The following is a 26,346-nucleotide window of genomic DNA, read 5'->3' as shown; positions in this document are numbered from 1 at the left end:
CCGTACATCAGCCGAGGTCCCCCGCGAGGGCGTTGTCGAGCATGACCAACAGAATTTCGACCTGAAGCGACGTCAGCCGAACGACCTCGAGGGCGCGCAGCGAGCGTCGCGCCTCGGCGAGCGCGGTGCACGGATCGTCGACGACGGCCTTCGACGCACGCGGCGAGGCGTCCCCGATGTACGCATCGAGCGTCAGCAACACGCGCTCGTAGTCGGAGGCGGCGTGAACGTTCGAGGCGTGATCAGCAAGAGCGGCCAGCGCTGCCCGCGCACGAGCCATCGCTGGCGCGGCTTCTCCGTGCATCGGCACCTCCGCTGACTGGTTCGAGAGCAAGACTGCTGCGGCGATGTCGAGCGCGGTCGAGGCACCGGGGCGGCTTGGGGACGTCCCGGGTGCGTCGGTGCCTATCGCCGCGGTCCGGATCACGATCTGCCCGGCTCATTCCGGAACGACCGCACCCGTCGTCTGCGCAGCAGGTCGTGGCGGACGAACTCGTCGAAGTCGCGCTCGCGGTCGGTGATCTCGACTTCCCCGCCTGCATCGTCGTCCGACTCACCGGGCCAGGGCGTGCGTCGAGTCGGACGGTCACGGTCGAGGCGGGTGCCGCAGGTGGCGACCCAGTCGCGTAGCCGGGTGCGAGCGTCGGCGAAGTCGCGCAGCCAGGCGACGGGCGCGGATGGTGGTGCGGTCTCGTCGTGGCAGCTCATCCAATGGGTGTGAAGCGCCGACAGCTCCCACACCAGCTCGTCATGGCGGTGCCACAGGGGCGGGACGATGCCCGGAGGGAGACCGAACGAGGTCTTGAGCCAGGTCACCCAGGCGTCGAGCTCGCGCCAGGCCACCTCTGCTTCCTCGGCGTTGAGGGTCGCCCAGTTGACCGCAGCGGGTGGCTCTCCGAACGCATCGGGGTAGCCCGAGCCGAGTGCAGCGGGGGAGGGGGAGGCGATCCACGTCGCGAGCTCCACAGCGATCCTCAGAGCCCGACGGCGGGTGCCTGCGGAACGGGCGCCGGAGCGGGAGCGGGCTGGTGCCGCGAGCGTCGCTGGACGGAGTAATCCGTCCGAGTCGCGTTGTGCCCGATCTTGCGCGCCACGAACTCCTCCTTGATGACGCTGCCGCCATCGGCGTCAACCTCGTACTCGTGGACGTAGCCACTCGCCACGAACGAGTCGCCGCGCTGGAAGCGCGCGTAGATCTCCCGGGCGGCGCTCTCGAAGGCGACCATGTCGTGATACGTCGGGTCCAGCTTGGTGAACGAGCCGTCAGCCTCGTGTCGCCACTGCTCGACCCCGACCCGGACCCTGACGTGCTCCTTGCCCGCGGCCGTGAACCGCAGGTCCGGGTCGGTGACGATGAAGCCGTTGAGACTCAACTGAGTGGGGATGGACATGCTCCTGCTCCTGACATTGGGTGGCTCGTAGAGGCGATTCAGGAGTCAGGTGTGCTTCGCCCGACAGGTCGTGCCTCTGTTGAGCAACCCGCTTCGTCGCGGTGGGCGGGTCGTTGGATGGGCGAGGTGGAAATTACGAGGGCGCGGCATGTCGACGGGATTGAGGCCCGCAGAGGCCGCCAACCGTCGAGCAGGCGGGCACGGCGCCGGCGGTTATCCTTTTCGGGTGTCCGAGTCAGGGTGGGTGACGCACCGTCAGGCTGCGGAGCTGCTCGGCGTGCACGTCAGCCTGATTCCGAAGATGCTCCGCCGGGGCGACCTGACATCGCGGGGTGAGTCGCCGGCGCTGTCCCGGCGCCAGGTTGTCGAGCTCGCGGCCGCGCGGGCGGTGGAGGCCGACGAGCGTGAGCGCCGCCGCACCACTCCGCCCTCGAGCGGGCCACGGCCGCCGGACGACGAGCACGAATGGCTACCGACGCCCGCAGCAGCCGCGGTGCTGGGGTGCACGGAGATCGCGTTGAAGGGCCGCGCAGCGCGCGGCCAAGTGCCGTACACCGTGCATGGAGGCCAGCGGTGGTTCCGCCTGGACCTGCTGGAGCTGCTCTTGCGCGCCAGGGCGGCCCGGAGCACGCTGGAGCATGAGCCAGCCGCAGCCCGAGCGTGACGAGGTTGAAGTCGAGGCCTGGCGTGATCTGCAGTCAGTGCTCGAGGAGCGCGACCGGGAGTGGTGGGCCGATGCGGACGGTGAGCCTGACCACGTGGAGTGAGGCGACACCGACATCACGTTCGAGGGACGCCGGGCCATGTCCCCAGGAAGCTGCTTCGATGACGCTAGCAGCGAGTCGGAGGCCCACCCGCTCCGATGCGTCTATGCGTCTGACCCGGCCTCGCGCATCATCGCGAGCGTGTCGGGCGGCACGATGCCGTCCATGTCGGTGAGCTCCGGCCGACGCACCCACGCGGCGGGGAAGGTGCCGACGCGGTTCTCCGCGATGCCAGTGTTGAAGCGGAGCTCGAAGAACCAGTCGCCGTCTTCGTCGACGAGCCGGGCGCGGATCTCTCCATGCCACGTCCCGGCCCACCGGAAGGGCACGGGGACCTCGAGAATGGCGTCTTCGCGGCTGGAGGGCGGGTAGACATCGTTCATGCGCATCTGGTCAGTGTGCGCGTCTGGTCGGACACGACGACAGCCCGCCAGCCCTCGCTGTGGAAAAGCGGGCGGGGCTGCCAGCGCCGGTGCTTCTCGCACGCCACCCGGTGCGCTGTCGCGATCGAGGCGCCGTTGTGGTGCTCGGACACCAGAGAAAGGTTGGGTGCACCGCTCGAAGTCCGTGACCATGGTCTGCAACTTGCGCATCCTTGACTCGGACAAGACCAGTTTGGCCCGAAGTTAGACAAGAGCGCCCCCCACCCTCCACGATCAGACCGTGGCGAAGACAACGGTTACTCACATCACCGACGATCTCGATGGTTCGAAAGACGCAACAGAGGTCGCTTTTTCATTCGATGGCGTCGACTACACGATTGACCTCTCGAAGAAGAACGCCGCGGCGATGGCGAAAGCTCTCAAGCCGTACCTCGACGCTGCTACCAAGGTCAGCGGTCGCGGCAACCGTGCGCGACGCACCAAGCCCTCGCGTGCGACTGGGCCGCGCAAGGACCTCGCCGCCGTCCGTGAATGGGCGCGGGGTCAGGGCCTTGAAGTGTCCGACCGAGGACGGGTCCCCGCCGCAGTAGTCGAGCAGTACGACGCCGCTCACTAGTTCGATGGTCTTGCGACCGCTGCGGTGATTATCAGGTCTACGTGCGTCTGAAGCCGGGCATCACGCCGCCGTCATGGCGTGAGCCGATGCTTTCGACGACGACGCCGATTAGCGGCTACTAGACGATTCCCCTAGGACCGGCGTCTGGCCAGACTCGGTTCAGGTGATCGGCGGGCAGCTCTCCATGCGGCTGCCCACCAGCTCGATCGGTGTGGCTCACTATCGGTCTGCAGCCCGTCGGTCACCGTGACGAGGCGTGGCTCAAGAAGGGACTGCCCAGCTCGTAGTAGCAATGCCCACCTCGCCGACCTAACCGGACGAGCACAGGCGGGAGCAGCACATGGTTCAGCGAGCAGAGCAGGTCATCATCGGGGTCGATCCCCACAAGCTGTCGGCCACGATCGAGGTCGTCGACCAGCACGAGCAGATGCTTGGGTCTGGCAGGTTCACCACCGACCGTGCCGGCTACACCGCGATGCGCAGCTACGCGAAGACCTGGCCGGACCGGGTCTGGGCCGTCGAAGGGGCCAACGGCGCTGGACGCCCGCTCGCACAACGACTCCTCGAAGACGGCGAAAGCGTGGTGGATGTTCCGGCGAAGCTGTCTGCTCGGGTGCGTCTCTTCGACACCGGTCACAACCGCAAGACCGACGCCCACGACGCCCACGCGGTCGCGGCCGTCGCGGTGCGCACCAAGAACCTGCGAGTGCTGCAGCTCGACGGCGAGCTCGAAGCACTGCGAATGCTTACCGACCGCCGCGAAGCGCTCACCCGGCGGCGGGTCCAGACCGTCGACCCGACTCCAGGCCCTGCTCGCAGAACTCCTGCCAGGACAGGCGAAACGCGACCTCACCACCGGCCAGGCCAAGACCATGCTCGCCTCTGTACGGCCTCGCGACGTCGCCGGGAAGACCCGACGCCGCATCGCCGCCGAGGAACTTGCGGAGCTGATCGCGGTCGAGGCCAAGATCAAGACGTCGACCGCCGAGCTGAAGGCCATCGTCCTGGCCCGCGGCTCACGGCTGATGGACCTGCACCGCGTCGGCCCCGTCGTCGCCGCACGGACTCTGGCCGATGTCGGTGACGTGACCCGCTTCGCTGACCGCAACCGGTTCGCGTCCTGGACCGGCACCGCACCCCTGGACGCCTCGTCGGGCGAACAGAACCGCCACCGTCTCTCCCGCGCTGGGAACCGGCGGATGAACCACATGATCCACATCGCCGCGATGAGCCAGATCCGACTCGACACCGACGGCCGGGTCTACTACCGACGCAAGCGAGCCGAGGGCAAGAAGTCCCTCGAAGCGATCCGATGCCTCAAGCGCAGGATCTCCGATGCGATCTACCGCCAGCTGGTCGAGGACGCGCAACGCGCCGTCGAGGACGTTGGCACGGGTCCGGGAGGGCACTGCGGGGCGACTCTTCAATGCAGCGCGGTCGACCTGCACCCGCACATCGACACTTCGGATCAGCCACTTCCCGGACCCGCGAATCAGACGCTACGCCCGACACCGCCAACCCGGAAGAGGTCACTCGAGACCACCGGTTGACAACAGAAGGGAGCCGAAAAGACGCACGCGCTGGTCGACCCGAACGCGGTCATGAGGCGCCTCCGGCGCTGTTCAACCAGAAGCGCCGATACCGTCACCGAATGACCGAGACCCGCTCCTATGCACTGAGCTACCTCCGGAGGTTCGGCGGCGATGGCCCTGAGCTGTCGCTGATACCAGCACACCACCTCAGTCGGGACGAGCACGACGAAGTGAGCGCGGCTTACGGTCGTCTGCGCCAAGCGAACCATCAGCCCATGATTGAGATGCTCGAGCAGATCGCGGTCGGCTATCAGGCATCGATGAGCCACGCGTTGCAGATCCGACGAGCAGGTGGAGACTGGGAACCGGGGGAGCTCCTACGCTCGGCCAGAGTGACGGCGTTCGGAGCGGTGAACGCGGTTTACTCATTCCAAGAGCACACGAGGGCAGATCTGACCCGACTGGGCGGCGAACCGGCCTGGACGTTTGGCAACTCGATCTTCTCGAAGGTGTACCGGGAGAACCCGTACTATCTGCTCGCGTACAAGCTTCGGAGGCTCTTTACTCACGACACAATCTCGTCGCTGGATGTCCGCAGCGATTCAAGGATGATCGACCGCCGTATGCCATCCTTGATTAGCGTTGCTTGCACGTTTGATCGGGCGAAGTTGATCCCGACTTTAGGGGGCGAGGTGAAGGCGTGGCTTCTGGGGCTCAGTGAGGACCCCACCCTCGACATGCTTTTGGCGAAGTCCTGGGAAGGGATGAGCGAGGTCTACGGCACGCTGCGTTCACTCCAGTTTCCCGACGAGGAGGACGACCTTGAGTTGCTTCAGCGCTTCCGCGTGGACCTCATGAACCCGAACTACCCCCTTACGCTTGCTGAGTTGAGTTTCGCAGATGACGGTCGACCTGGTCCGATGCGCCTGGGTGAGTTGGACTCCACCGAACTGGCCAGGGCAGGCATGGAACCGCTGTCTGCGGACGAGCTCGATAAATCCACGGCCGCCGCGCTGTCGCGCATCCAGGATGCGCACAGCGAGGCGCGAGGCTCCACGGACAACCCAGGCGGCAAAGTCGAGTCGGCCTAGTTGCCGCCAATGCAGAGAGTACGAACTTGTTTAGTCAGCGATGCACTCACGGTGCGAGCAGCTCCTGGCAACTGGCTACGTCATGCTGTCGGTATGAGCACCGCAGCGACGTTGAAGCCGGGCTTGTGACCAGCGGCGCTTGGGAAAGCGCGTACCGAGGACTGCGTAACTTCACCTGCCAGCGCGCGAGAGGCTACTGCGCGTGAGTGGTGTCGATACCGTCCGCGGCATCAACTACCAGCATTGCCAGGCCATTCTCACAGCTCTAGACGTGGCCGCTGACGAATCGGTGCTCGGGATCCGCGTCGAGGGGACTGTAGACGCCCTCGACCTAGAGGTCATCGCAGAACGCCCTGGCGGGGCCGGGCCAACCGTGGTTCGCGGGTTGCAGATGAAGTCGCGCCAGCAGCCACACACGTGGGCGCGAGGCGAGGTGCTCGAGATTGTTCACCGATGGGCTGAACTGCCGGTGAGCGCGGATTCGGAGTTCTCATTCCTCACCGATGGCATCCTCGGGCCGTCCGGGCAGGCGGTCGCTGCAGCGCTAGATGAGGCAAGAGACGGCAAGTACGAAGCCGTCGCCGAGTTCCTTGGGGTGAGCGTCGGCCACCCGCTGTGCGCGGTCATGGCGCGGGCGCGCATCGTTTCTGAACCGGGTTCGGTTGAAGCTCTGCTCCTTTCAGCCGAGGTTGAGATTCAGGCCCTACTTCAAACCGGACCTACCCATCCGGACGCCGCGAATGACGCCACAGACCGTGTGAACCAGCTTTTCCGGATCATCTCTACACGTTCCGGCCTACCCAACTCGAATGACCGGTTTATTTCCCGGGAAGAGATCCTCGCCGTCCTTGGTGGCATCGCTCAACTTGCCGAAGCCGACCGTTGGACTGGCGCCCTTGCCGCGGAGTACGTTACGGCGGCGGCGTCTGAGGACCTGGACGACCTCGTCGTCCCATCGTTGAGCGCAAGCTGGCAAGAAGCACCGATTCGGCTGGAGGACCTCGCGTCCGGCAGCGGACCGCTCTTGATGGCTGGACGCACCGGTTCGGGCAAGTCCACGCTGGCCCGTTTGTGGCGTCGTAGTGCTGCAGGGGGAGGTGAAAAGGTCGTCGTTTGTCATGCCGAGGCGTACCTCGCGCGACGGTTGGACAGACTGGTGGCCGACGCCGTGGGCCACGCGGTGGGGCGGACGTTGCCGCGTGCGGTGGGCCGTCAAGTGCTGGCGGACCCGAGCGTCACCGTAATCCTTGATGGTGTGTCGGAGGTTCCGCAGCAGGTTAGGTCGGAACTAGCCGCAGAGCTTCGCCTACAGCTGGCCGGTGGCCACGGGGCCCGTGTGGTCGGGATGGGTCGCGACGAGGGCGTGTGCGCGACGGTCTTCCCGTCTTCGTTGACGGTGCAACGGTTGTATCCTCGCGCGTTCGACCGCACCAAGCGGCTCGCGTTGACAGCAAGAGTGCTAGGCGAGTCGCAGGGCAGCGCCACCGCCGAGGCCCTCGCTGTCGCCGTCAACGGTGGCGACCGGGCCGGCCAGGGGGAACCCGGTGGACATGATGTTGAGAAGGTCTCGCGACGCTGTCACGAGGCCGTAGCTCAGGTTGAGCATGCCTTGGGCGATGCTGCCGGCAACCCGATGCTGCTCGAGCTGGCGCTCCAACTTGTTGCCGGCGGAGTTCGGTTCACCGATCGCGCCTCGATTTACGAGCTGACCGTCTCGCGCATGGCTGACCGGGTGAACGCCGGCGACGTGCGCATCGCGGTCGCTGTCCTCGGCGTCGTATTCGCTGAACTCCTCGATTCGGGGCGGCGTTACGCCAATCCGTTGGAATGGGAACGCCTACTCGCTGAAGCGGCTGCGTTTCTCGAGAAGAAGGGCGTAGCAACAGACGTCTCCGCTGTTCGCGAGGCGGTCGCTCGTAGCGGCCTTATCAACGCCGTCATCACCGGCATAGGAAACACGACCCTGCGAGTGCCGGTTCATGATTCATTCGCCGACTACTTCGCGGCCCGCGCACACGCAGACGGTCTAGTCTCGCTGCCAGCGACCCTGACGGAGAACGACGAGAACCGTCTGTGGCTTTCCTCCCAGATGCAGATGCTGAGCGACGCAGAGGTACTTGCAATAGCCGAGCAGCTGCCGTTCTCGTTGGTTCGTGTCAGCGAGTCAGACCACCAGACCATCGGAAGCCAGACCCCTCGAATCGTCGCCGCCTTGTTGAACGCAGTCCTCCCGGCCAAAACGGACGTCGAGGTGACGATGTGGCGGACGGCGAGTGGGAAGACAGTGGCTCAGGCCGGATCGGCAGCTACCGCATGGGTCGATCCTGAGCGGGCCCCGTCTGTATACGTCGGCCCGACCGTGGTCGCCGAGGACGACGATGGGCCGACGGCGGTCGCAGTGCGACTGTGGCGCCTCATCCTCAAGCAGCGACTTCGTCGCGACGGTCAGTTGCGGCCACGTAGCCCTCGCTCGCGCCAAGAGGCCTGCGACCAGCTGAGCGACCACTGCCGCGAGGTGATCGCTGCAGCCACGAAAATCCTGGCCGAAGTCGCGCCACCCGGCGCGACCGACCGATTGAAGGAGACCGTGGGCTCACTCGGTATGACCGGCATGATCTACGAACGGCAGGGGCGTGATTTTGGCCCGGACGGGTGGCCCGTCAGGTATCGACCCACAGAGGCCATCGCTCTGGTCGCGGCACCTGATTCCTCTCCGCCCCCCGAGGAACAAAACGGTGACTACTCCGCTTGGAGCGACGTGGCTTCCGGGACCTCGACGTCACCTGAAGCGACCGCCGCCAAGGCTGTCAGCGAGGCCATCATCAAGCTTACTCGTAACCACTGGCTGTGATCGGATGACTCCCAGAAGAAGGCGCATTACGTGAACACTGGCGAAGAGATATCTCCTGACTTGTGGGCCGCCATCTGGAGGTTGGCCAATTCTTGGTCGCAAACTCCTGTGGTTCAGGAGATTGCGGCCACGCTGCCGCGGAACCAGCCGCTGGAGAAGCAAGGCAACGGGGCGGTCGGTATCCCTGCGCTGGTGCAGCACCTCGAAGTTCATGCGAGCATGATGATGAAGCCGCTGATGTACGCCAGCCGTATCCCGGCGCTGCTCAGCCAGCCTCTTCTCGCTGGGTTCGGGATGCCTACGGTTGACCAGGATGAGCTTCGCGAGTGGCTCCAGACGGCAACGAGGTTGGAGGGCGCGCACAGGGTCACCCTGGGTTGGCTGCGCGCTTCGCTAGCCGGATACCCCATCCTTCGTGCCCCGCAACTTGCGCCCAACACCCCTCTGACGACCGAGGAGATGACGACTCGGTACATCTGGTCCAAGGGGGAGTTCGCTTCCGGCCTGAACCGGCGGCCAGCGCCGCCCTCCGTGTCGGATCTGCTCGGATTGGACCCCATGGCGGCGGTGGAACTTGACCAGGCTGCCCGGGAAGTCAATCGGACGCTAAAGGAATCCCGGTCGTGGGTCGACTTTCACGGAGCGCATCACTCTCTAGATGACGACGCGAAGGCGGCTTTGCGCGCTGCCCGGGGCGAACTGAAAGAACGATTGTCCGCCAAAGCGCTCGACGACCACGAACCGAATCTCGCTCTTCCCCGCGCCGAGTACCGGTCACACACGATGATCAACGTCGTTGAGTCGCTGACCGGTCCAGCACGCGAATACGCCGACGCGTTCGGCGAAGTGGACCGGCTGTTGGATCTCATCATGGGCGACATCTTCGGCGAGCTGGTGCTGTTCGGCGAGCCACGACGCGTACCTGTTTTCAACGTCGAGACCCCGACGCCCGGAGAACCCATCGTCGCATTCGAGACAGAGCCTGGCGGGGCATTCCTGACCCCCGGTCAGATTCTCTGGCTCACGACCGAAGCAGTGGCCGATGCCGTCAGGATCGAACTGCACTCAATGAAGATGGACCACGTCGAAGGCATGCAGGACTACTTCGAGGCCCGGGTGCTCGTGAATACCGGCGAAGGCTGGCCAGCCTCGACCTCGAATATTGAGCAATGACGACGTGCATTGGGAACCTTGCTTGATCGACACGCTATGGCGAAGTCATCTCCGGGTCAGCACTAGCGCAGGCGCGTCATAGTGGGCGCTGGCATACGCGCATGCGTCGCCATTTCTGCATTCACTAGACACCAGCGACGTAGGCGGTGAGGAAGTGGACGCCATGTCGGTCGAGGTTGCCGCGGGCGCGGTCGTAGTGCTCGGTGGTGCGTGGGTCGGAGTGCCGGGCGAGGATCTGCGCGTCGCGTAGCGGCACGCCGGCGTCAAGGGCGTTGGTGATGGCGGCGTGGCGGAGCGAGTGTGGGCTGATGTGGCGTGGGATCGCGGCCGCCTTCGCGATGCGCGCGACCATCCGGTAGGCGTCTCGCCGATCGATCGGGTTGCCGGACACCGGGCGAAGGATGAGCCGGCCCTCGGTCCGCTCACCTCGGCAGGCTTCGAGCACTCGCAGCACGGGGACGGTGATGGGCATGGTGGCGGGCTTGTCACCCTTGCCGACGAGGTGGATCACTCGGTGTCCTCGGAGGGTCTCGGAGTAGTCCTCGATCCGGACCGCGGCCGCCTCGGATGCCCGGAGGGCGTTGATGCCGAGGAGGAACGCCAACGCTCCGTGGTGGACGGTCAGGGTCTGGGCGACTTGTAGGAACCGGATGAGCTCGAGTCGATCCAAACCTTGGGTGCGGGACTCGTCACGGTGCACCTTCGGCAATCGCGCGTAGACCGCTGGGTCGGAAACGATGAGTCCGTCGATGTGGGCGTAACGGAAGTACCCGCGGACGGCGTGCATCGAGGTCACGACCGAGGAGGCCATCAGCCCGGCCTGTCCGAGGTGTCGGATGTAGAGCTCGATGTGAGCGCGCTGGATCCCGATGAGCGGGTCGAGCGTGTTCGTCTCGCACCAGGCGAACCAGCGCCGCAGCTGGGACGAGTACAGCGTGTGGGTGTGCCCGGAGTAGCGGGCGAGGTACGACACTGCAGCGAGCTGGGCTGGCGTCATCGCACCGGGTTGGAAGGGCAGAAGGGAATTCATGGGGTGGCACCTGGCGGAGTCGGCCGAGCCTCGCCATGGTCCGCCGCGCGAGGGCGAGGCACTTGCCCGACGCTACGACCGGCATCCGTTCCCTAGGCTCGCTGCCGTCTTCAGCAATGCGAGTACCTGGTCGGCACTCGACGGTTACGGTCCAAGCGTGGACGACACGTCGGCGCCAGCCGAGAAGAGGATGCGCCTGCGCTATGCCGGCACGTGCAGGATCTGCGACGCCGCGCTGCCTGCGAAGGCGGAAGCCGTCTACGAGCCCGAGACCAAGACCGTCCGCTGCCTGGCTCATGATCGCGATGAACCTGAATTGGATCTCGAGGTTGATATCGGGGCGGCGGGGAGTTCCGCGCGACGCGAGTTCGAGCGCCGCAAGGCCGGCCGCGAGAAGCGCATCCGCGACAAGCATCCGAAGCTCGGCGGTCTCATCCTGGCCCTCAGCGACGATCCGCAGTCCACCACAGCGTGGAACACCGGAGCCATCGGCGAGGAACGCCTCGCTGGCCGCCTGAACTCGCTGCAGTCCAACACGTGTCGGATCCTCCACGACCGACGCATCCCCGGTGGTCGAGCGAACATCGACCACCTCGCCGTAACACCCACGGGCGTCCACGTCATCGACGCGAAGAGGTACAGCGGACGCCCACAGCTCCGGATCGAAGGCGGGCTCCTTCGCCCACGCGTGGAACGGCTCATCGTCGGCCGCCGGGACTGCACCAAGCTGGTCGACGGAGTCCTCAATCAGGTCGAGGTGGTCCGTGCAGTCGTCGGTGATCAGATCCCTGTGCATGGCGTTTTATGCTTCGTCGACGCCGACTGGCCGCTGATCGGCGGCGCATTCACCACGCGCAACATCCAGGTCCTCTGGCCCAAGCGACTGCAGTCGGCCCTTGGCTCCCTTGGAGCACTGGACGCGCACGCCATCGAACGAGCGCACCGAGAACTCGCGAGAGCCCTGCCGTCGGCCTGACGTCCAAGCGAGCGCGCGGCGGTATGACTCGCCGCTGTGGACCGTCGGTCGACGTTGTCACACTGTCCGAATGGCACTCGAGGACGACCTGCGCGTCATCATGCAACGCGAGTTGGCGCCTGGAGTGGACGACCTCGCGCATCTTGAAGCGATGGAGACCCACGACCTCCTCGCGACATACGCCAACTGGGCCAATCGCTTCCCGACGCCCATTCCCCGACAGGTCATCTACTCACGCGAGCTCATCCGTCGCCTCAAGCGCGATGGCGCGCTACGTCGGTGGATTCGGACCGTCGATCACGAGGTGACGAACGGCGTCGATCTGGAGCGACGATTGAGTCGAGACGTGGACATCTCGCACAACTCGCCGTCAGCCCCACGACGTCGGCGCTACCGCGATTTGGACCGGTTTCTGAGCGCGTGGGGGCTACACCATCTGCACTTGGGACCTCGTCCCCAAGATGGCAGCCGAGTCAGGTCCTCGACGCTGCTGTTTGTCGCATTCGTGCAGAACCGCGCCTACTTCGTCGGGGCCTTTGCTCATGGCACCTGGGACAGGGACATCCTGCTCGCGATCATGGCGGACAACTGGCCCGACGACGATCACGCTCCGCTCATACCGATACGCGGCGCTCTGGGACTGGAGAGGTCGATATCTGAGGAGGATCGCGTCGTGCTGCGCAAGGGGCACGTATCGACCTTTTACGAGCGTGGCAACCGCATCTATGCCGCGCGCTCAGGGATTACAACAGCCGGCACTGCGATGGACAGCACGCAATGGGCGAACAGGGTTATGCGTTCACTCGACGCTGTGCAGAACCTAGTCGAGCATGATCCGACCGAATTGCTGAAGCAGTTCCAACGGCTGGGAGGAAGCCCTACCTCCCAGCCAACTTGGAAGATCGTAGTCCGAGACAAGGTGCTGGTCGTTGCTGATGAGCGTTCTGAAACTCACGCGCCCTTGCTGCAGTTCTGACTCACTGTCCGCGACCGGTCTCACGACCAAGCGACCCGCAGACCAGTCCTCGCTACCGGACAACGAGTTCATTCGGCGCACGGGTTCAGCGATGGGACTGGGACATGGTCAGGGACACCGTGATGACGTCATCCTTCCGCGCCGCTTGCCTGCCCCAATTGCATCCCGACGTTGGTAGAGCCGGCTGACCCCAACAGGCGGCTACTAGACGATTCCCCTAGGACCGGCGTCTGGCCAGACTCGGTTCAGGTGATCGGCGGGCAGCTCTCCATGCGGCTGCCCACCAGCTCGATCGGTGTGGCTCACTATCGGTCTGCAGCCCGTCGGTCACCGTGACGAGGCGTGGCTCAAGAAGGGACTGCCCAGCTCGTAGTAGCAATGCCCACCTCGCCGACCTAACCGGACGAGCACAGGCGGGAGCAGCACATGGTTCAGCGAGCAGAGCAGGTCATCATCGGGGTCGATCCCCACAAGCTGTCGGCCACGATCGAGGTCGTCGACCAGCACGAGCAGATGCTTGGGTCTGGCAGGTTCACCACCGACCGTGCCGGCTACACCGCGATGCGCAGCTACGCGAAGACCTGGCCGGACCGGGTCTGGGCCGTCGAAGGGGCCAACGGCGCTGGACGCCCGCTCGCACAACGACTCCTCGAAGACGGCGAAAGCGTGGTGGATGTTCCGGCGAAGCTGTCTGCTCGGGTGCGTCTCTTCGACACCGGTCACAACCGCAAGACCGACGCCCACGACGCCCACGCGGTCGCGGCCGTCGCGGTGCGCACCAAGAACCTGCGAGTGCTGCAGCTCGACGGCGAGCTCGAAGCACTGCGAATGCTTACCGACCGCCGCGAAGCGCTCACCCGGCGGCGGGTCCAGACCGTCGACCCGACTCCAGGCCCTGCTCGCAGAACTCCTGCCAGGACAGGCGAAACGCGACCTCACCACCGGCCAGGCCAAGACCATGCTCGCCTCTGTACGGCCTCGCGACGTCGCCGGGAAGACCCGACGCCGCATCGCCGCCGAGGAACTTGCGGAGCTGATCGCGGTCGAGGCCAAGATCAAGACGTCGACCGCCGAGCTGAAGGCCATCGTCCTGGCCCGCGGCTCACGGCTGATGGACCTGCACCGCGTCGGCCCCGTCGTCGCCGCACGGACTCTGGCCGATGTCGGTGACGTGACCCGCTTCGCTGACCGCAACCGGTTCGCGTCCTGGACCGGCACCGCACCCCTGGACGCCTCGTCGGGCGAACAGAACCGCCACCGTCTCTCCCGCGCTGGGAACCGGCGGATGAACCACATGATCCACATCGCCGCGATGAGCCAGATCCGACTCGACACCGACGGCCGGGTCTACTACCGACGCAAGCGAGCCGAGGGCAAGAAGTCCCTCGAAGCGATCCGATGCCTCAAGCGCAGGATCTCCGATGCGATCTACCGCCAGCTGGTCGAGGACGCGCAACGCGCCGTCGAGGACGTTGGCACGGGTCCGGGAGGGCACTGCGGGGCGACTCTTCAATGCAGCGCGGTCGACCTGCACCCGCACATCGACACTTCGGATCAGCCACTTCCCGGACCCGCGAATCAGACGCTACGCCCGACACCGCCAACCCGGAAGAGGTCACTCGAGACCACCGGTTGACAACAGAAGGGAGCCGGCATGACGCACGTTGGGTCCGGCTGCAGCGCAGATGCAGGGGGAAACTAGGAACACGCGAGAGTCCCTATCGGTCAGGGGCGCGCGTGTCGATCAACTCAAGATCGACGTTCGCGCAGCTAGGTTGGCCTCATGCGGGTTTGCAAAGTTGAAGTCGACAGGTTCCTGGGATTCAAGCGCTTGAGTCTCGAATTGGATAGCGAATTGCAGTTGATCGCTGGCCCAAACAATGCAGGAAAGTCGTCGATCATCCGTCTTCTCGAAGCGTACTTCTCGGACCCGTCTGGACTTGCCTTAGCAGAGTTGCTGCCACTCCACGCATACTACACGTCGCTCGGTCCCAGAACGCTGTCAACGATCCAGGTCTGGTTCAACGAGTTGACGCCGGCTGAACTGGAGACCTTCGAGCCGATCGTCCGAGCGGACGGCCGTATGTGGATCACGATTCGTTGCAGCCGCACCGGGTCGGTCAGCTATCGTGCTTCGCGGAACGCGGGTGCCGAGGAGTCGCAGCAGCTGTACGCGGAACTGCTAAGCAGATTCCACTTCGTGAACATCCCCTCAGTTCGCGTCGGCGGGGGTGGGGACCAAAACGAACCTGAATCGCTCGAGCGACTGCTCGACACCCTTGAGGCCATTCTCGTCCGTACGGGCAACTCAAGAAGCACAGCCCTGCAACAGGAGTTCTCCAAGAAGATCACGCCCCTCGAGGACCTCGTACGTGAGGTTCTTGACGATTCGGCTTCCGCGATCATGGGCGACCTGCCCTTTCAGGAAAAGACGGTCAAGTTCCGTCTCCCGGACGCTCGGCATGCACTTCGGGGGATGCTCGAGTCGGCGGTGATCGAGAGTCAGGGCGACGTTGATGTACCGGTCGCCAAGCGAGGAACTGGGTTCCAATCTGCGCTGGTGCTCGGAATTCTTCGCTATGTGGCGAGCCGCGAGTCCCAAAGTGGCTCAAACTTGGTGTTCGCCATCGAAGAACCAGAAGCCTTTCTTCACCCGCAGACTCAGCGGGCGATGGCAAAGATCATCGGCGACATATCGAGTGACGCTCAGGTCATCATGACCACTCATAGCTCGGTCATGATCGACTCGTTCGCACTTAACCAGATCGCAAGACTCCCGCTCCAGTCCGGAGGAACGACTCACACGTGGGTACGCCCTGAGCTAGGGCCCACAGATGCCGGTCGCCTGAGTCGCTACTGCTCGGCTGCGAACAGTGAGCTCGTGTTTGCGAGTGCGGTCATCTTCGTCGAGGGGGAAGGCGACTACGCCGTGGTGGAGAAGCTGCTGGGCCGCGCGTGCCAGTCGCCAGGTGGCCACTACGCGTTGGGGATCACGGTTATTGAGGCATCTGGTCTAGGTAAGATTAAATACCTCGTGCAACTCGCCGAACTGTTCGGCGTTCGCTCTTACGTCCTGGCTGACCGCGACGGTCTGCATAAGCGCGATGGGCAGCGCGTTCTGCTGACCGTCTTGAACGAACGCGACATGTCCCCCGATGAAGCTGTCGTCGAGCAACTGAGGACCGAGGCTGACAAGCCTTGCAGCTCCCTCAAGCAAGCTTTGAAGCAGCAGCAGATGCTTAATGGTCTCCTAGATCCTCACGACGCCTTTGTGCTGGCTTCGGACCTTGAGGGCCTACTCCTGGACTCGTTTGGCCTTCCAAGACTCGTCGAGGCCTTGGGGCCGGACGGCGAAGGCATCGTTGACGCCCAGTTCGCCCAGCGGTTGCTTACCGATGCCGACGGTTATGAGACCTGCGCGGCCTGGCTTGGTTCTAAAGGCTGGAATTCGGATCGTAAGAAGAGCGGCAAGATGCAACCACATCTGGCGCCGCACCTCCTCGATGTTTGGTTCTCCGACAACGCCAAGCCACCGGCGGCGATGAAGCCGTTGGTGGACTGGCTTGACGGCATCGTGACCCGTGCGACCCTGACCCCCGTCTGAGCGGGAGGCCCGCGCTTCGCTGAGTGTGCAGTGGCGCAGCGTCATTGTGGGCGGTTCGCAGCGCCTCTGAGACACGCTCAATCTGGGCGGATCGACTACTTGCTGCGGTGCACTTTCGGCAACACTCAGCGCTTGGTCCAAGAGCGGAGAGCGGTGACGATCGGGGGAGCTGAGCGCAGGAGGATCAGGGCGGTTCCGAAGGGAAGGGTCCGGATGCGTTCGGGTGGCATGATCGACAGCCGGCGCGTGGCGCGCTGCCGGGATCGTTCGCCGTACGCCCCGATCGTGATGGACTCTGATGGTTCCTCTCGCTCGCCGATCAGGACGGACAAGTCCTGGAGGTCCTTGGAGGCCGAGGCTCCGCCCAGGATGACCTTGACGATCGCGGCGTCCCAGATGGTGCTGGCGGCGTGGTCTCCCCAGCGATGGCGAGCTTGAGCCAGCGATTGCAGCACCGGCATCGTCGTGAGCCCCGTGCCGCCGCCTTCCGCCATCAGTATCGGGAGTGAGGGGAGGGGGGCCAGGTTGCCAATCTCGTCGAGTGCGAGCAGCACGGGCGGGTCGAGGCGGGACCTTTCCGACGTGGCTGCCAGTCGTCGGGCGGTCTCGGCGATGTCTTCGACCAGAGCAGCGACGAGGGGCCAAGAGGCGCCCGAGCCGGCTCCGGTCGCGAGGAGGTACAGGGTGCCGTCGTGCGTCAGGAACGTGGCGGGGTCGAAATGCTCGCCTGGGTCCGGGCTCACCGCGTCGAGCACGCGCGGGTCTGCGAGGGAGGCGAGCGACTGCGACACTCCCATCCAGATCGAGTCCCGGGTTCTCGCGTCTGCCGTGACGATGGACTGGAGGGCGTCAGACCACCCGTTCGCGGCAGCCGGATCCCCGGAAAGGATCCCGACGGCGTCTCCCGCGGCGGACGGTGAGAGCGACCACTCGAAGAGTGTTCTGGTCGAGAGCTGCTCGAGCGCGGCCGCATGGAGGAGCGCTTGGAGTGCGGTCCGTGTCTTGCCTTCCCAGAAGCCGCCGGATTCCACGCCGCCGGATGACAGTCCGGTGGATGCAGCGAGGCCAGCCGCTCGGATCATCGCGGTCAGCGGTTCTTCGCAGCCTCTGACGGGTGACCATCGCACGCTGGCGGTTCGTGCATCGGGCAGGCCGGTCGTTGTCGGCGACGCCTGAAAACTGACCCCCTATCGCCGGTCGAAAACTGACCCCCCTCCGAGACCCTGACCTCACCAGCGGTGAGGCAGGAGGACGGGAGTGTTGTCAGTGGAGGACTGGGCAGAGATCCGCAGGTTGCACCGGGCCGAGGGGTTGCCGATCAAGATGATCGCCAGGACGTTGGGCGTCTCGCGCAACACGGTCCGTGCGGCGCTGGCGGTTGACGGGCCACCGAGGTACGTGCGGAAGCCAGTGGGGTCCGCGGTCGATGTGTTCGAGCCGCGGATCCGTGAGCAGCTTCAGGCGGTGCCGACGATGCCGGCCACGGTGATCGCGGAGCGGGTCGGCTGGGACCGTGGGATGACGGTGTTCAAGCAGCGGGTGGCCGAGCTGCGTCCGGCCTATCTGCCGCCCGATCCTGCGTCGCGGACCACCTATGAGGCCGGTGAGCTGGCGCAGTTCGACTTCTGGTTTCCCGACATCGAGCTCCCGGTCGGCTACGGGCAGACCCGGACCGCGAAGCGGCTGCCGGTGATGACGTGCGTGACCGGTTACTCGCGCTGGTCCGGTGGCATCTTGATCCCCTCGCGCGAAGCCGAGGATCTGTACGCGGGCTGGTGGCACCTGCTGTCGACCCAGCTGCAGGGTGTCCCGAAGACGCTGGTGTGGGACGGCGAAGGAGCCGTCGGCCGGTGGCGCGCACGACGACCCGAGCTGACCGGTCACTGCCAGGGTTTCCGCGGTGTCCTGGGGGCGAGTGTGTACATCTGCAAGCCCGCCGACCCTGAAGCCAAGGGGATGCTCGAGCGGCTGCATGACTACCTCGAGAGGTCCTTCCTGCCCGGACGGCGTTTCGCGTCGCCAGCGGACTTCAACGTCCAGCTGGCCGGGTTCTTCGCCAAGGCCAACGCCCGTCGGATGCGGGTCCTGGGCTGCACGCCCGGTGACCGGGTCGAAGCCGACCGGGCCGCGATGTTGCCCCTGCCACCGGTCCCGCCCGAGGTCGGCTGGCGCAAGACGCTGCGGCTTCCGCGTGACCACTACGTCCGCGTCGACTCGAACGACTACTCCGTCCACCCCGCCGTGGTCGGGCGCCGGATCGAGGTCCACGCCGACCTGGACCGGGTGTGGGTGACCTGCGAGGGCGCGGTCGTGGCCGACCACGCCCGGGTGTGGGCACGGCACCAGACCATCACCGAGTTCGAGCACACCGTCGCCGCCAAACACCTGCGCCACGGCCGAGCCGACCTCCTGCGGCCAGTCGCCGACGCTGCGACCGGCGAGGAGGTCGAGATCCGCTCACTCGGGTGCTACGACCTAGCACTCGGCCTCGTCGATGAGCTGGTCGACGAGGAGGTGTCGTAATGGCCACCCGGACGAAGTCGGCACCGAGGACCGGCCGCGATGTCACGAGCGAGCTGGAGTTCCTGACGCGGGCGTTGAAGGCACCCACGCTGCGCGAATCGGTCGCCCGGCTGGCCGAGCGGGCGCGCGAGGAGTCCTGGACCCATGAGGAGTTCCTGGCCGCGTGCCTGCAACGCGAGGTGTCAGCGCGGGAGTCCCATGGTGGGGAGGGACGGATCCGCGCAGCCCGGTTCCCGGCCCGCAAGAGTCTGGAAGACTTCGACTACGACCACGCCCGTGGCCTGAAGCGGGAGACGATCGCGCACCTGGGCACCTTGGACTTCGTTGCTGGCAAGGAGAACGTCGTGCTCCTCGGCCCGCCCGGCACCGGGAAGACCCACTTGGCCACCGGGCTGGCGATCCGGGCCTGCCAGGCAGGGCACCGCGTCCAGTTCGCCACCGCCAGCCAGTGGGTCGATCGGCTCGCCGAAGCCCACCACGCGGGCCGGCTGCAAGACGAGCTCCGCCGGCTGGTCCGCTACCCGGTGCTGGTCATCGACGAGGTCGGCTACATCCCGTTCGAACCCGAGGCCGCCAACCTGTTCTTCCAGCTCGTCTCATCGCGCTACGAACGCGCCAGCCTCATCGTCACGTCCAACAAGAACTTCGCCCGCTGGGGCGAGGTCTTCGGCGACGACACCGTCGCCGCCGCGATGATCGACCGGCTCGTCCACCACGCCGAGGTCATCGCCTTGAAGGGCGACTCCTACCGGCTGAAGAACCGAGAGCTCGGCCGCGTCCCCGCGGCCGTCAACGAAGAGAACTAGAAACTGAGGGGGTCAATTTTCAACCGTCGGAAAGGGGTCAGTTTTCGACCGTCGTTGACAGTCAGGGTGCTGGTCAAGATGTCAGCCGGGTTCCAGCCGTGGCGGTGCTGTGCTTCGTCGACGGCCGCGACCAGTGCAGGCCACGTGGGCGCGTGTTCTGCAGGTAGCTGGCCTTGGCCGCGCCGACGAGCTCGACGAGCTGGCTGCGCCAGGCGGGATCGAAGAGGTCGACGGACCGGGAGTCCGCTTGCAGCGCTGCAGGTCCGAGGTGCGGAACGAGGCGCCACCACAGTGCTGGCGCTCGAAGCGCTCCGCGCGCTCCACGGCAGACGCCTTGGGGATGTGAGACGTGCAGGGGTCGAGCGAGGGACAGCCAGCCATTATGTGCAACAGGCCGTCTATTTGGCCCGCAGTTAGCAGATTGCACATCGCGGCGGTCGGGTCTTGTGACCAAGATGGGTGCAATCACCTACTGGAGGCGTGTCCATGAAGCTCACTGTCGTCAGCCCGTTGCTCGGCGAGGAATTCGCCGCCGGTGTCAGGAAAGAGGTCGCCCAGTGGGCCGGCCCGGACACTGAGATCGACGTCGTCAAGGTCGAGCGGGGCGTGGCCTCGATCGAGTCCGAGTATGACGAAGCCCTCGCCGGGCCGGGTATCCTGGAGCAAGTCAGGCTGGCCGCTGAGCGTGGCGCCGAGGGTATCTTCGTCACCTGCTTCGGTGACCCGGGCGTGCACGCCGCCCGTGAGATCGTGGACATCCCGGTCGTGGGCGGCTTCGAGCCGGCCATGCTGAACGCACTGTCCCTCGGCGAGTCCGTCGGGGTCATCACCGTCCTGGACAACGTGGTCCCCATGATCCGCGGCTTGGTGCGCCGCTACGGCCTGGGCGACCGGTGCAGCTCGGTCCGCGTGGTCGACCTGCCCGTCCTCGCGCTGGACGCGCACGAGGTCCTGCTCGAACGTCTCTACACCGAGGCGCGCTCAGTCGTGGCAAGCCACGAGGCGGATGTGATCGTCCTCGGCTGCACCGGCATGATCGGTGTCGCCGCCGCGGTGCAGGAGCGTCTCGAGGCCGACGGTGTCTTCGTGCCCGTCGTTGACCCGACGGGCGCCGCGATCCTGTGGCTGGAGTCGCAGATCCGGCTGGGGGTCCGTCCCAGCCGGGCCACCTACATGCCCCCGCCGCCCAAGGAACGCCGCATGTGAGGTCCGCCCACAGCGGAACTCCCGACCCTCGACTCACATTCTCAGCTCGGAAAGGCAGTGGCACATGCGCATCGGGATCGATGTAGGAGGCACGAACACCGATGCCGTCCTGATGGATGGCCATCAGGTGATGGGCGCGGTGAAGTCGGCCACGCAGCCAGACGTCTCCGCGGGCATCAAGGCCACTCTTGAGAGCCTCCGGGAGCAGAGTCCGTTCGCGCCGAGTGACATCCGGGCCGTCATGATCGGCACCACCCACTTCATCAACGCGCTCATCGAGGCCCGGCAGCTGGCACCCACAGCCGTGCTGCGGCTGGGGCTGCCCGCGACGAGCTCGCTGCCGCCTCTCGTCGACTGGCCGGAGCGGCTCGTGCAGGCCATCAGCGGCCGGGCCTACCTGGCGCACGGTGGGCACGAGTTCGACGGCCGGCACATCGCGGAGATGGACGAGGGCGAACTGCGCCGCCACGCCCAGGACATGGCCGAGCACGGCATCCGATCATTGGCAATTTCGTCGGTGTTCTCTCCCATCAACTCCGAGTTCGAGCTGCGCGCAGCCGAGATCGTCGCCGAAGAGGTCGGGGCGGACTTGGCGATCTCCATGTCCCACGAGATCGGCCGCGTCGGGCTGCTCGAGCGCGAGAACGCCACGATCATCAACGCCGCCCTGCGCGAACTGGCCCTGGGCATCGTGGGCGGGCTTGCGGACACGCTGGCGGGCCTGGGTATCGAGTCGCCGCTCTACCTGAGCCAGAACGACGGCACCCTGATGGACATGGAGTTCGCCCGCCGCTACCCGGTGGCGACGTTCGCCTCCGGACCCACCAACTCCATGCGCGGCGCCGCCATTCTCTCAGGCCTCAAGGACTGCGCGGTGGTCGACGTCGGTGGTACGACGAGCGACGTCGGCGTCCTGACCAACGGCTTTCCTCGCGAGGCGACGACCGAGGTCACGGTGGCGGGCGTACGCACCAATTTCCGGATGCCCGACGTGTTGAGCATCGGCATCGGGGGCGGCAGCCTGGTCCGCGGCAACGAGGCCGGGGTGACCGTAGGCCCTGACTCGGTGGGCTACCGGTTGACGCAGGAAGCACTGGTCTTCGGCGGCAGTACCGTGACGGCCACCGACATTGCCGTCGCGTCCGGACGCGCCGACATCGGCGACCGCTTGCTCGTGGCGCACCTCGACAAGTCGATGATCGAGGCGGCCCTGGCCCGGATCGGCACGGACGTCGCCGACGCAGTGGAGCGCATGCGCACCTCGGCGGACTCCCTGCCCGTGGTCGCCGTCGGTGGCGGCTCGATCCTGCTGCCCGACCGGCTCGAGGGCTGTGGCGACGTCCACCGCCCCGAGCACTACTCCGTCGCCAATGCGATCGGAGCGGCCATCGCCCAGGTCGGTGGCATGGTCGACCGCATCTACTCCATCGCGCCCGGGCAGCGCGAGGCGATCTGCGACGAGGCCCGGCAGGAGGCGCAGGACCGCGCCGTTGCGGCCGGTGCCGACCCAGCGACGGTCTCGATCGCGGACTTCGACGAGGTGCCGATCCCGTACCTGCCCGGCAACGCCACCCGTATCCGCTGCAAGGCGGTCGGAGACCTCTGGATGGAGCGATGAGCATGCGTGTCACCCCCAAGGACCTGCTCCCCATGGCCCGCGGCGCAGCCGTGCTGGGCGGCGGCGGTGGCGGCGACCCCCACATCGGCCGCCTGCTCGCTGACAGCGCCATGCGCGAGTTCGGCGACGTCGAGATCGTGTCCCCCGACACAGTTCCCGCGGACGCGTTCGTTCTACCGATTGCGATGATGGGGGCCCCCACGGTCATGGTGGAGAAGATCCCCTCGGCCGGCCAGATCTCCCTGGCACTGGAGACCCTGGCCCGCTACCTGGGCCGGACGCCGACCCACGTCGCCTGCATGGAGGCGGGAGGCGTGAACTCCATGGTGCCGTTCGTCGCCGCCGCCCACCTCGGGCTGCCGCTGATCGACGGGGATGCCATGGGCCGCGCCTTCCCCGAGCTGCAGATGGTGCTGCCCACCATGTCCGGCGTCTCGGCGACCCCGATGTCGATCGTCGACGACAAGGGCAACCGGGGCGTCTTCGACACGATCGACAATAACTGGGCCGAGCGGCTGGCCCGGTCCGCGACGATCGACATGGGGTGCGCCCCGATCGTCTCGCTATACGCGATGTCGGGCGCCGAGGTGCGCGACTGTTTCGTGCCCGGCACCCTCAGCCTCTGCTTCTCCGTCGGGTCCGCCATCGAGAGCGCCCGGGCGAACAACCAGGACCCGGTCCACGCGCTGGTCGGGACCCTGGGCGGCAAGCTCATCCACACCGGGAAGGTCGTCGACGTCACCCGTCGTACAGTCACCGGATTCGCTCGCGGTGAGGCCGTCGTGACCGGGCTGGACGACGCGGCCGGGAGCAAGATGGTCCTGAGGTTCCAGAACGAGCACCTCATCGCCGAGCTCGACGGGAAGGTCTTGGTGACGACGCCGGACCTGATCGTCGTTGTCGACGCCGAGACCGGGGAGCCGATCACGACCGAGACCCTCCGCTTCGGGCATCGCGTTGCGGTCGTCTCCGCCCCGATGGACGAGCGCTGGCACACGCCGGCCGGCATCGAGCTGGTGGGACCTCGCTACTTCGGCTACGAGCTCGACCCGATCCGCTTCGACGCCACCCCATCGCAGAACGGGCGCCTATCCCACGTCTGAGGGTGGGATCCAGATCGTCCGGCAGGCCAGGTGGAGCGCCAGCCTCTCGGACGGGTCGGCGAGATCGACAGCGAGCAACGACCGGATGCGAGACAGTCGCTGGGACACCGTGTTGCGGTGGATCCCCAGGATCGCGGCGGTCTCCGACACCGACGACTCCTCGTCGAGGTATGTCGTGAGCGTGTGCAGCAGGTCACCGTGCTGGCCCTCCAGCGGAGCCAGGAGGGAGCGCGCGGCGGGTTGGAAGGTGTCGGTCCGGGTCCAGGCCAGCAGGGTCTGCCCGAGCCCCAGCCGGTCCACATGCAGGAACCGCCCGCTGGCTACCCGCCCGGCTGCAAGGCGCGCCGCCTCGCCGGCCTCGCCCAGGGTGCGGGCGACTCCGTGGGGGCCAGAGTGGCAGCGCCCGACCCCCACGGCGGTTGACGTGGTCGTCGAGAGTCGACGTTGGGCTCGACGGATCTGACCGGCTCGCGCCTCGACGTCGGCTCCACGGGGTTCGTCATCGGACGTGATCCAGGCCGACCACCCGTCGCCCTGCTCCACGACGACGGCTTCCAGCCCTTCCTCGCGAAGGGCGCTGACCACCTCCGGGCGCTGGGCCACGGGATCGACGTCGGGGCTGGTGTCGATGCGTACGCCGAGATGCCAGCCGTCGAGCCGCCACCCGGCCTCCAGTGCCCGGCGACGGGTGGTGGGTGCCAGGTCCTCGGGGGCGTTCAACAGCTCGCCCAGAAGTGACGCGCGTGCCCGCGCATCCCGCTCGACGGCCAGTCGCCGTAGGCTGGCGCGCTGTCCGATCACGGCCGCGGCGACCGAGAGGGCGGCGCTGGAGGCGGCGCACTCGGCGGGAAGGTCGTGGGGGAGCCGGGTGACCAGCCACATCGTGGCGTCACGCGCCGTCGTCGGCGGGACGGGGTGGGCGATCAGGAGCGCCGACCCGGACAGTTCGACTTGCTGCGTGGCGCGGGAGCGAGCGGCCACGGAGGTGAGCGTCCGGGCCACGGTCTCGCGGTCCGCCTCCAGCACGACATCCGTGCCCAGGAGCGTGTCGCCGCCGGCGGCCACCAGCGCCAGGGGACGACGCAGGACCGAGCCGACAGCCTTCATCACGTCCTCGACTCCCTCGCCGGACCGGACGGCCATGCACGTCACTCGAAGGACGGTGTCGGCCACGTGTTGCTCCGCTTCCGAGACGAACCTCCGCGCGGCCAGAGCGGCGGCCAGGGGGTCGTCGGCGCCGAGGACGGTCAGCCCGACGCGCGCGGCCAGGGCCGACGACGGCTGTGAGAGCGGGGACGAGTCGCCGATCAGGACGGCCGAGGCGCCACCGGCGGCGGCGGTCTGGATCAGCACGTCGATGTGCCAGTCGTTGCGGGACGGCGGTTGCAGCACGGTGAGCAGTTGCCCCCCGATGTCGCTCGCCCGACCTCGGATGTCCGGAACCAGTGAGACCCCGTCGACCAGCAGGGTCGGTGCGGGGGGCGAGGCCAGGACGCTCACCTGGTGCCAGTCGGCGTGATCGAGCAGGGCAACGAGCGGCACGGGTGTGTCGGCGCTCACGGGCGTCCCCCCAGCAGAATGGGCGGGCAGTCGATGGCGAACGCAGAGGGTGAGACCGGGTCCAGGTGGTCCGGAGCGAGCCACCACGCGGGAGCGGGCAGCACCAGCACGAAGACCTCGTCGCCTCGGCGGAGGGCGTCAACCGCCAGCGGCCTGTTCGTACGGCGATCAAGCACGCAGATGAGGTCGGGCACAGTGGCGCGGGGCTGGCCGTCGACGAGCACCATCAAGAACTCGTTCTCGGTCTCGATCCGGAGCACGGCGCCGCGGCGGTCGAGGACCGTCACCGACGACTCGGCGTGCAGTCCGCCGTCCGAGCCGTGCCGCAGCACGTCGAGAACGCGACCCTCGCCCAGGACCTCACCGCCCAGCCCCTCGGCGACCTCCGCGGCCCCCGCCATCATGCGAAGGGAGCCGTGGGCGCGCCCGAGCGCGAGCGCCCGGCCCAGCGTCCCCACGCAGGCGGTCTCCTCCAGCGACGCGGCGGGACCTGGGGCGAGCGCCAGGGCTGCCCAACCGCCGGTCCCCGCGAGGGCCGCGCGGATCGTCCGCTCCACGTCGGTGGGGGAGGCGCGGTCGATGAGCAGCGTGTGGCCGCCCGGGAACGCCAGCGCGCACGGGGTCAGGGGCAGCCGCGCCGCCGCCCACGTCATCTGGTCCAGCCTGGGCAGGCCGCGCCCGGCCAGGTCGGCGTCGACGTACGGCAGCTCGAGGTGCAGTGCGGCAACGAGCGCGGTGATGCCGTTCAGGCCGGCGGTCTCGATCGCCATGACCGCGTCGGGAGACGCGCCGGTCCACCGGCCGGTGGCGGCGACGGCAGTACCGAACTCGCCGCCGTGTGGGAGCTTCTCGGTGAACACGCTGGTGGCCCCCACCATCCCGACCGGGACGACGCTCGCGCCCGCCAGTTCGGCGGGCGAGTGCAGCACGAGCTCTGCGTCCCCGAGCTGCGAGCGCAGCACGGACGAGAAGGGGTGCGGGTCACCTGCCCCGCCTGAGCCCAGCAGGCACAGTCCGACGGCCAGCGCCTCGAGGTCCGCCGCGCGCAGGGTCTGGGGAACCGGGAGGCTCATACCCGGATCCTCTCACTCGCCGTGGTCGCTGTGCAGGTGGCATGCCGCGTGGAAGTCGACCAGGCGATGT

At 66.7% G+C, this 26,346-nt stretch carries 24 protein-coding genes and 2 pseudogenes; 18 read left to right on the top strand and 8 right to left on the bottom strand.

Going from position 1 to position 26,346, the window contains the following annotated elements; genetic code table 11:
• Nucleotides 1-7: 7 nt before the first annotated feature.
• The 3 genes from ACNKF0_RS19310 to ACNKF0_RS19300 are packed head-to-tail and all read right to left on the bottom strand — an operon-like array spanning nt 8 to nt 1,391.
• A complete protein-coding gene (locus tag ACNKF0_RS19310; RefSeq protein WP_416954441.1) occupies nt 8-427 on the bottom strand; it encodes a hypothetical protein in 420 nt (139 codons plus the stop codon).
• A complete protein-coding gene (locus tag ACNKF0_RS19305) occupies nt 424-966 on the bottom strand; it encodes a hypothetical protein (protein ID WP_416954440.1) in 543 nt (180 codons plus the stop codon). Before ACNKF0_RS19305 ends, ACNKF0_RS19310 begins: the two co-directional genes overlap by 4 nt.
• An 8-nt stretch (nt 967-974) precedes the next feature.
• Complete coding sequence (locus tag ACNKF0_RS19300) at nt 975-1,391, bottom strand: single-stranded DNA-binding protein (protein WP_416954439.1); 417 nt, start codon at nt 1,389-1,391, stop codon at nt 975-977.
• 226 nt (nt 1,392-1,617) lie between these two features.
• Between ACNKF0_RS19300 and ACNKF0_RS19295 the strand changes: the two genes are divergently transcribed.
• Nucleotides 1,618-2,055, top strand: a complete 438-nt coding sequence (locus tag ACNKF0_RS19295; RefSeq protein ID WP_416954438.1) for a hypothetical protein — start codon at nt 1,618-1,620, stop codon at nt 2,053-2,055.
• Nucleotides 2,030-2,158 (top strand): hypothetical protein, encoded by a 129-nt coding sequence (locus ACNKF0_RS19290; RefSeq protein WP_416954437.1) that lies wholly within the window; start codon nt 2,030-2,032, stop codon nt 2,156-2,158. The genes ACNKF0_RS19295 and ACNKF0_RS19290 overlap by 26 nt, the downstream gene beginning before the upstream one ends.
• Nucleotides 2,159-2,259: 101 nt before the next feature.
• Here the strand turns inward: ACNKF0_RS19290 and ACNKF0_RS19285 are convergent, their stop codons facing one another.
• The gene (locus ACNKF0_RS19285; RefSeq protein ID WP_416954436.1) at nt 2,260-2,544 is read right to left on the bottom strand and encodes a hypothetical protein; all 285 of its coding nucleotides are present in this window, start codon (nt 2,542-2,544) and stop codon (nt 2,260-2,262) included.
• 274 nt (nt 2,545-2,818) lie between these two features.
• On the opposite strand from ACNKF0_RS19285, the gene ACNKF0_RS19280 reads away from it, so the two are divergent.
• From ACNKF0_RS19280 to ACNKF0_RS19255, 6 genes and pseudogenes are all read left to right on the top strand, one after another.
• A complete protein-coding gene (locus ACNKF0_RS19280; protein ID WP_416954435.1) occupies nt 2,819-3,154 on the top strand; it encodes a histone-like nucleoid-structuring protein Lsr2 in 336 nt (111 codons plus the stop codon).
• 340 nt (nt 3,155-3,494) lie between these two features.
• Nucleotides 3,495-3,884 (top strand): annotated as a pseudogene (locus ACNKF0_RS19275) (IS110 family transposase); the annotation flags it as partial.
• Between the two features lie 142 nt (nt 3,885-4,026).
• Complete coding sequence (locus ACNKF0_RS19270) at nt 4,027-4,704, top strand: transposase (protein ID WP_416954428.1); 678 nt, start codon at nt 4,027-4,029, stop codon at nt 4,702-4,704.
• 101 nt (nt 4,705-4,805) lie between these two features.
• The gene (locus ACNKF0_RS19265) at nt 4,806-5,777 is read left to right on the top strand and encodes a hypothetical protein (RefSeq protein ID WP_416954434.1); all 972 of its coding nucleotides are present in this window, start codon (nt 4,806-4,808) and stop codon (nt 5,775-5,777) included.
• Between the two features lie 202 nt (nt 5,778-5,979).
• Nucleotides 5,980-8,628 carry a hypothetical protein gene (locus tag ACNKF0_RS19260; RefSeq protein WP_416954433.1) on the top strand — a complete coding sequence of 883 codons (2,649 nt, stop codon included), beginning with the start codon at nt 5,980-5,982 and terminating at the stop codon, nt 8,626-8,628.
• A 30-nt stretch (nt 8,629-8,658) separates the two neighbouring features.
• Nucleotides 8,659-9,801, top strand: a complete 1,143-nt coding sequence (locus ACNKF0_RS19255; RefSeq protein WP_416954432.1) for a hypothetical protein — start codon at nt 8,659-8,661, stop codon at nt 9,799-9,801.
• Nucleotides 9,802-9,925: 124 nt separating this feature from the next.
• Here the strand turns inward: ACNKF0_RS19255 and ACNKF0_RS19250 are convergent, their stop codons facing one another.
• A complete protein-coding gene (locus ACNKF0_RS19250; protein ID WP_416954431.1) occupies nt 9,926-10,831 on the bottom strand; it encodes a tyrosine-type recombinase/integrase in 906 nt (301 codons plus the stop codon).
• Between the two features lie 157 nt (nt 10,832-10,988).
• Between ACNKF0_RS19250 and ACNKF0_RS19245 the strand changes: the two genes are divergently transcribed.
• The 5 genes and pseudogenes from ACNKF0_RS19245 (at nt 10,989) to ACNKF0_RS19225 (ending at nt 16,387) form a co-directional block, all read left to right on the top strand.
• Complete coding sequence (locus ACNKF0_RS19245; protein ID WP_416954430.1) at nt 10,989-11,807, top strand: nuclease-related domain-containing protein; 819 nt, start codon at nt 10,989-10,991, stop codon at nt 11,805-11,807.
• 70 nt (nt 11,808-11,877) lie between these two features.
• Entirely contained in the window at nt 11,878-12,783 is a 906-nt protein-coding gene (locus ACNKF0_RS19240) for a hypothetical protein (protein ID WP_416954429.1), read from the top strand.
• A 426-nt stretch (nt 12,784-13,209) separates the two neighbouring features.
• A pseudogene (locus ACNKF0_RS19235) lies at nt 13,210-13,599 on the top strand (IS110 family transposase); the annotation flags it as partial.
• 142 nt (nt 13,600-13,741) lie between these two features.
• A complete protein-coding gene (locus ACNKF0_RS19230; protein WP_416954428.1) occupies nt 13,742-14,419 on the top strand; it encodes a transposase in 678 nt (225 codons plus the stop codon).
• A 195-nt stretch (nt 14,420-14,614) separates the two neighbouring features.
• Nucleotides 14,615-16,387, top strand: coding sequence for an ATP-dependent nuclease (locus ACNKF0_RS19225; protein WP_416954427.1), 1,773 nt, complete (start codon nt 14,615-14,617; stop codon nt 16,385-16,387).
• Between the two features lie 125 nt (nt 16,388-16,512).
• Here ACNKF0_RS19225 and ACNKF0_RS19220 read toward each other — a convergent pair whose 3' ends face one another.
• Complete coding sequence (locus ACNKF0_RS19220) at nt 16,513-17,469, bottom strand: type IV secretory system conjugative DNA transfer family protein (RefSeq protein WP_416954426.1); 957 nt, start codon at nt 17,467-17,469, stop codon at nt 16,513-16,515.
• Between the two features lie 175 nt (nt 17,470-17,644).
• Between ACNKF0_RS19220 and istA the strand changes: the two genes are divergently transcribed.
• The 5 genes from istA (at nt 17,645) to ACNKF0_RS19195 (ending at nt 23,643) form a co-directional block, all read left to right on the top strand.
• A complete protein-coding gene (gene istA, locus ACNKF0_RS19215) occupies nt 17,645-18,910 on the top strand; it encodes an IS21 family transposase (protein WP_416954368.1) in 1,266 nt (421 codons plus the stop codon).
• The gene (istB, locus tag ACNKF0_RS19210) at nt 18,910-19,716 is read left to right on the top strand and encodes an IS21-like element helper ATPase IstB (protein ID WP_416954367.1); all 807 of its coding nucleotides are present in this window, start codon (nt 18,910-18,912) and stop codon (nt 19,714-19,716) included. Before istA ends, istB begins: the two co-directional genes overlap by 1 nt.
• A gap of 486 nt (nt 19,717-20,202) precedes the next feature.
• On the top strand, nt 20,203-20,922 hold the full coding sequence (locus ACNKF0_RS19205) for an aspartate/glutamate racemase family protein (protein WP_416958583.1): 720 nt from the start codon (nt 20,203-20,205) through the stop codon (nt 20,920-20,922).
• Between the two features lie 64 nt (nt 20,923-20,986).
• Entirely contained in the window at nt 20,987-22,540 is a 1,554-nt protein-coding gene (locus ACNKF0_RS19200) for a hydantoinase/oxoprolinase N-terminal domain-containing protein (RefSeq protein WP_416954425.1), read from the top strand.
• On the top strand, nt 22,537-23,643 hold the full coding sequence (locus ACNKF0_RS19195; protein WP_416954424.1) for a DUF917 domain-containing protein: 1,107 nt from the start codon (nt 22,537-22,539) through the stop codon (nt 23,641-23,643). Before ACNKF0_RS19200 ends, ACNKF0_RS19195 begins: the two co-directional genes overlap by 4 nt.
• Here the strand turns inward: ACNKF0_RS19195 and ACNKF0_RS19190 are convergent.
• Both ACNKF0_RS19190 and ACNKF0_RS19185 read right to left on the bottom strand, forming a co-directional pair.
• On the bottom strand, nt 23,629-25,203 hold the full coding sequence (locus tag ACNKF0_RS19190) for a PucR family transcriptional regulator (RefSeq protein ID WP_416954423.1): 1,575 nt from the start codon (nt 25,201-25,203) through the stop codon (nt 23,629-23,631). The two genes, ACNKF0_RS19195 and ACNKF0_RS19190, sit on opposite strands and share 15 nt — an antisense overlap.
• Nucleotides 25,200-26,276 carry a DUF917 domain-containing protein gene (locus ACNKF0_RS19185; protein ID WP_416954422.1) on the bottom strand — a complete coding sequence of 359 codons (1,077 nt, stop codon included), beginning with the start codon at nt 26,274-26,276 and terminating at the stop codon, nt 25,200-25,202. Before ACNKF0_RS19185 ends, ACNKF0_RS19190 begins: the two co-directional genes overlap by 4 nt.
• Nucleotides 26,277-26,346 lie beyond the last annotated feature (70 nt).

The sequence above is a fragment of the Nocardioides sp. T5 genome (genome assembly GCF_048161455.1).
Lineage (GTDB): Bacteria > Actinomycetota > Actinomycetes > Propionibacteriales > Nocardioidaceae > Nocardioides.
This window is presented reverse-complemented; position numbering and strand designations above follow the sequence as displayed.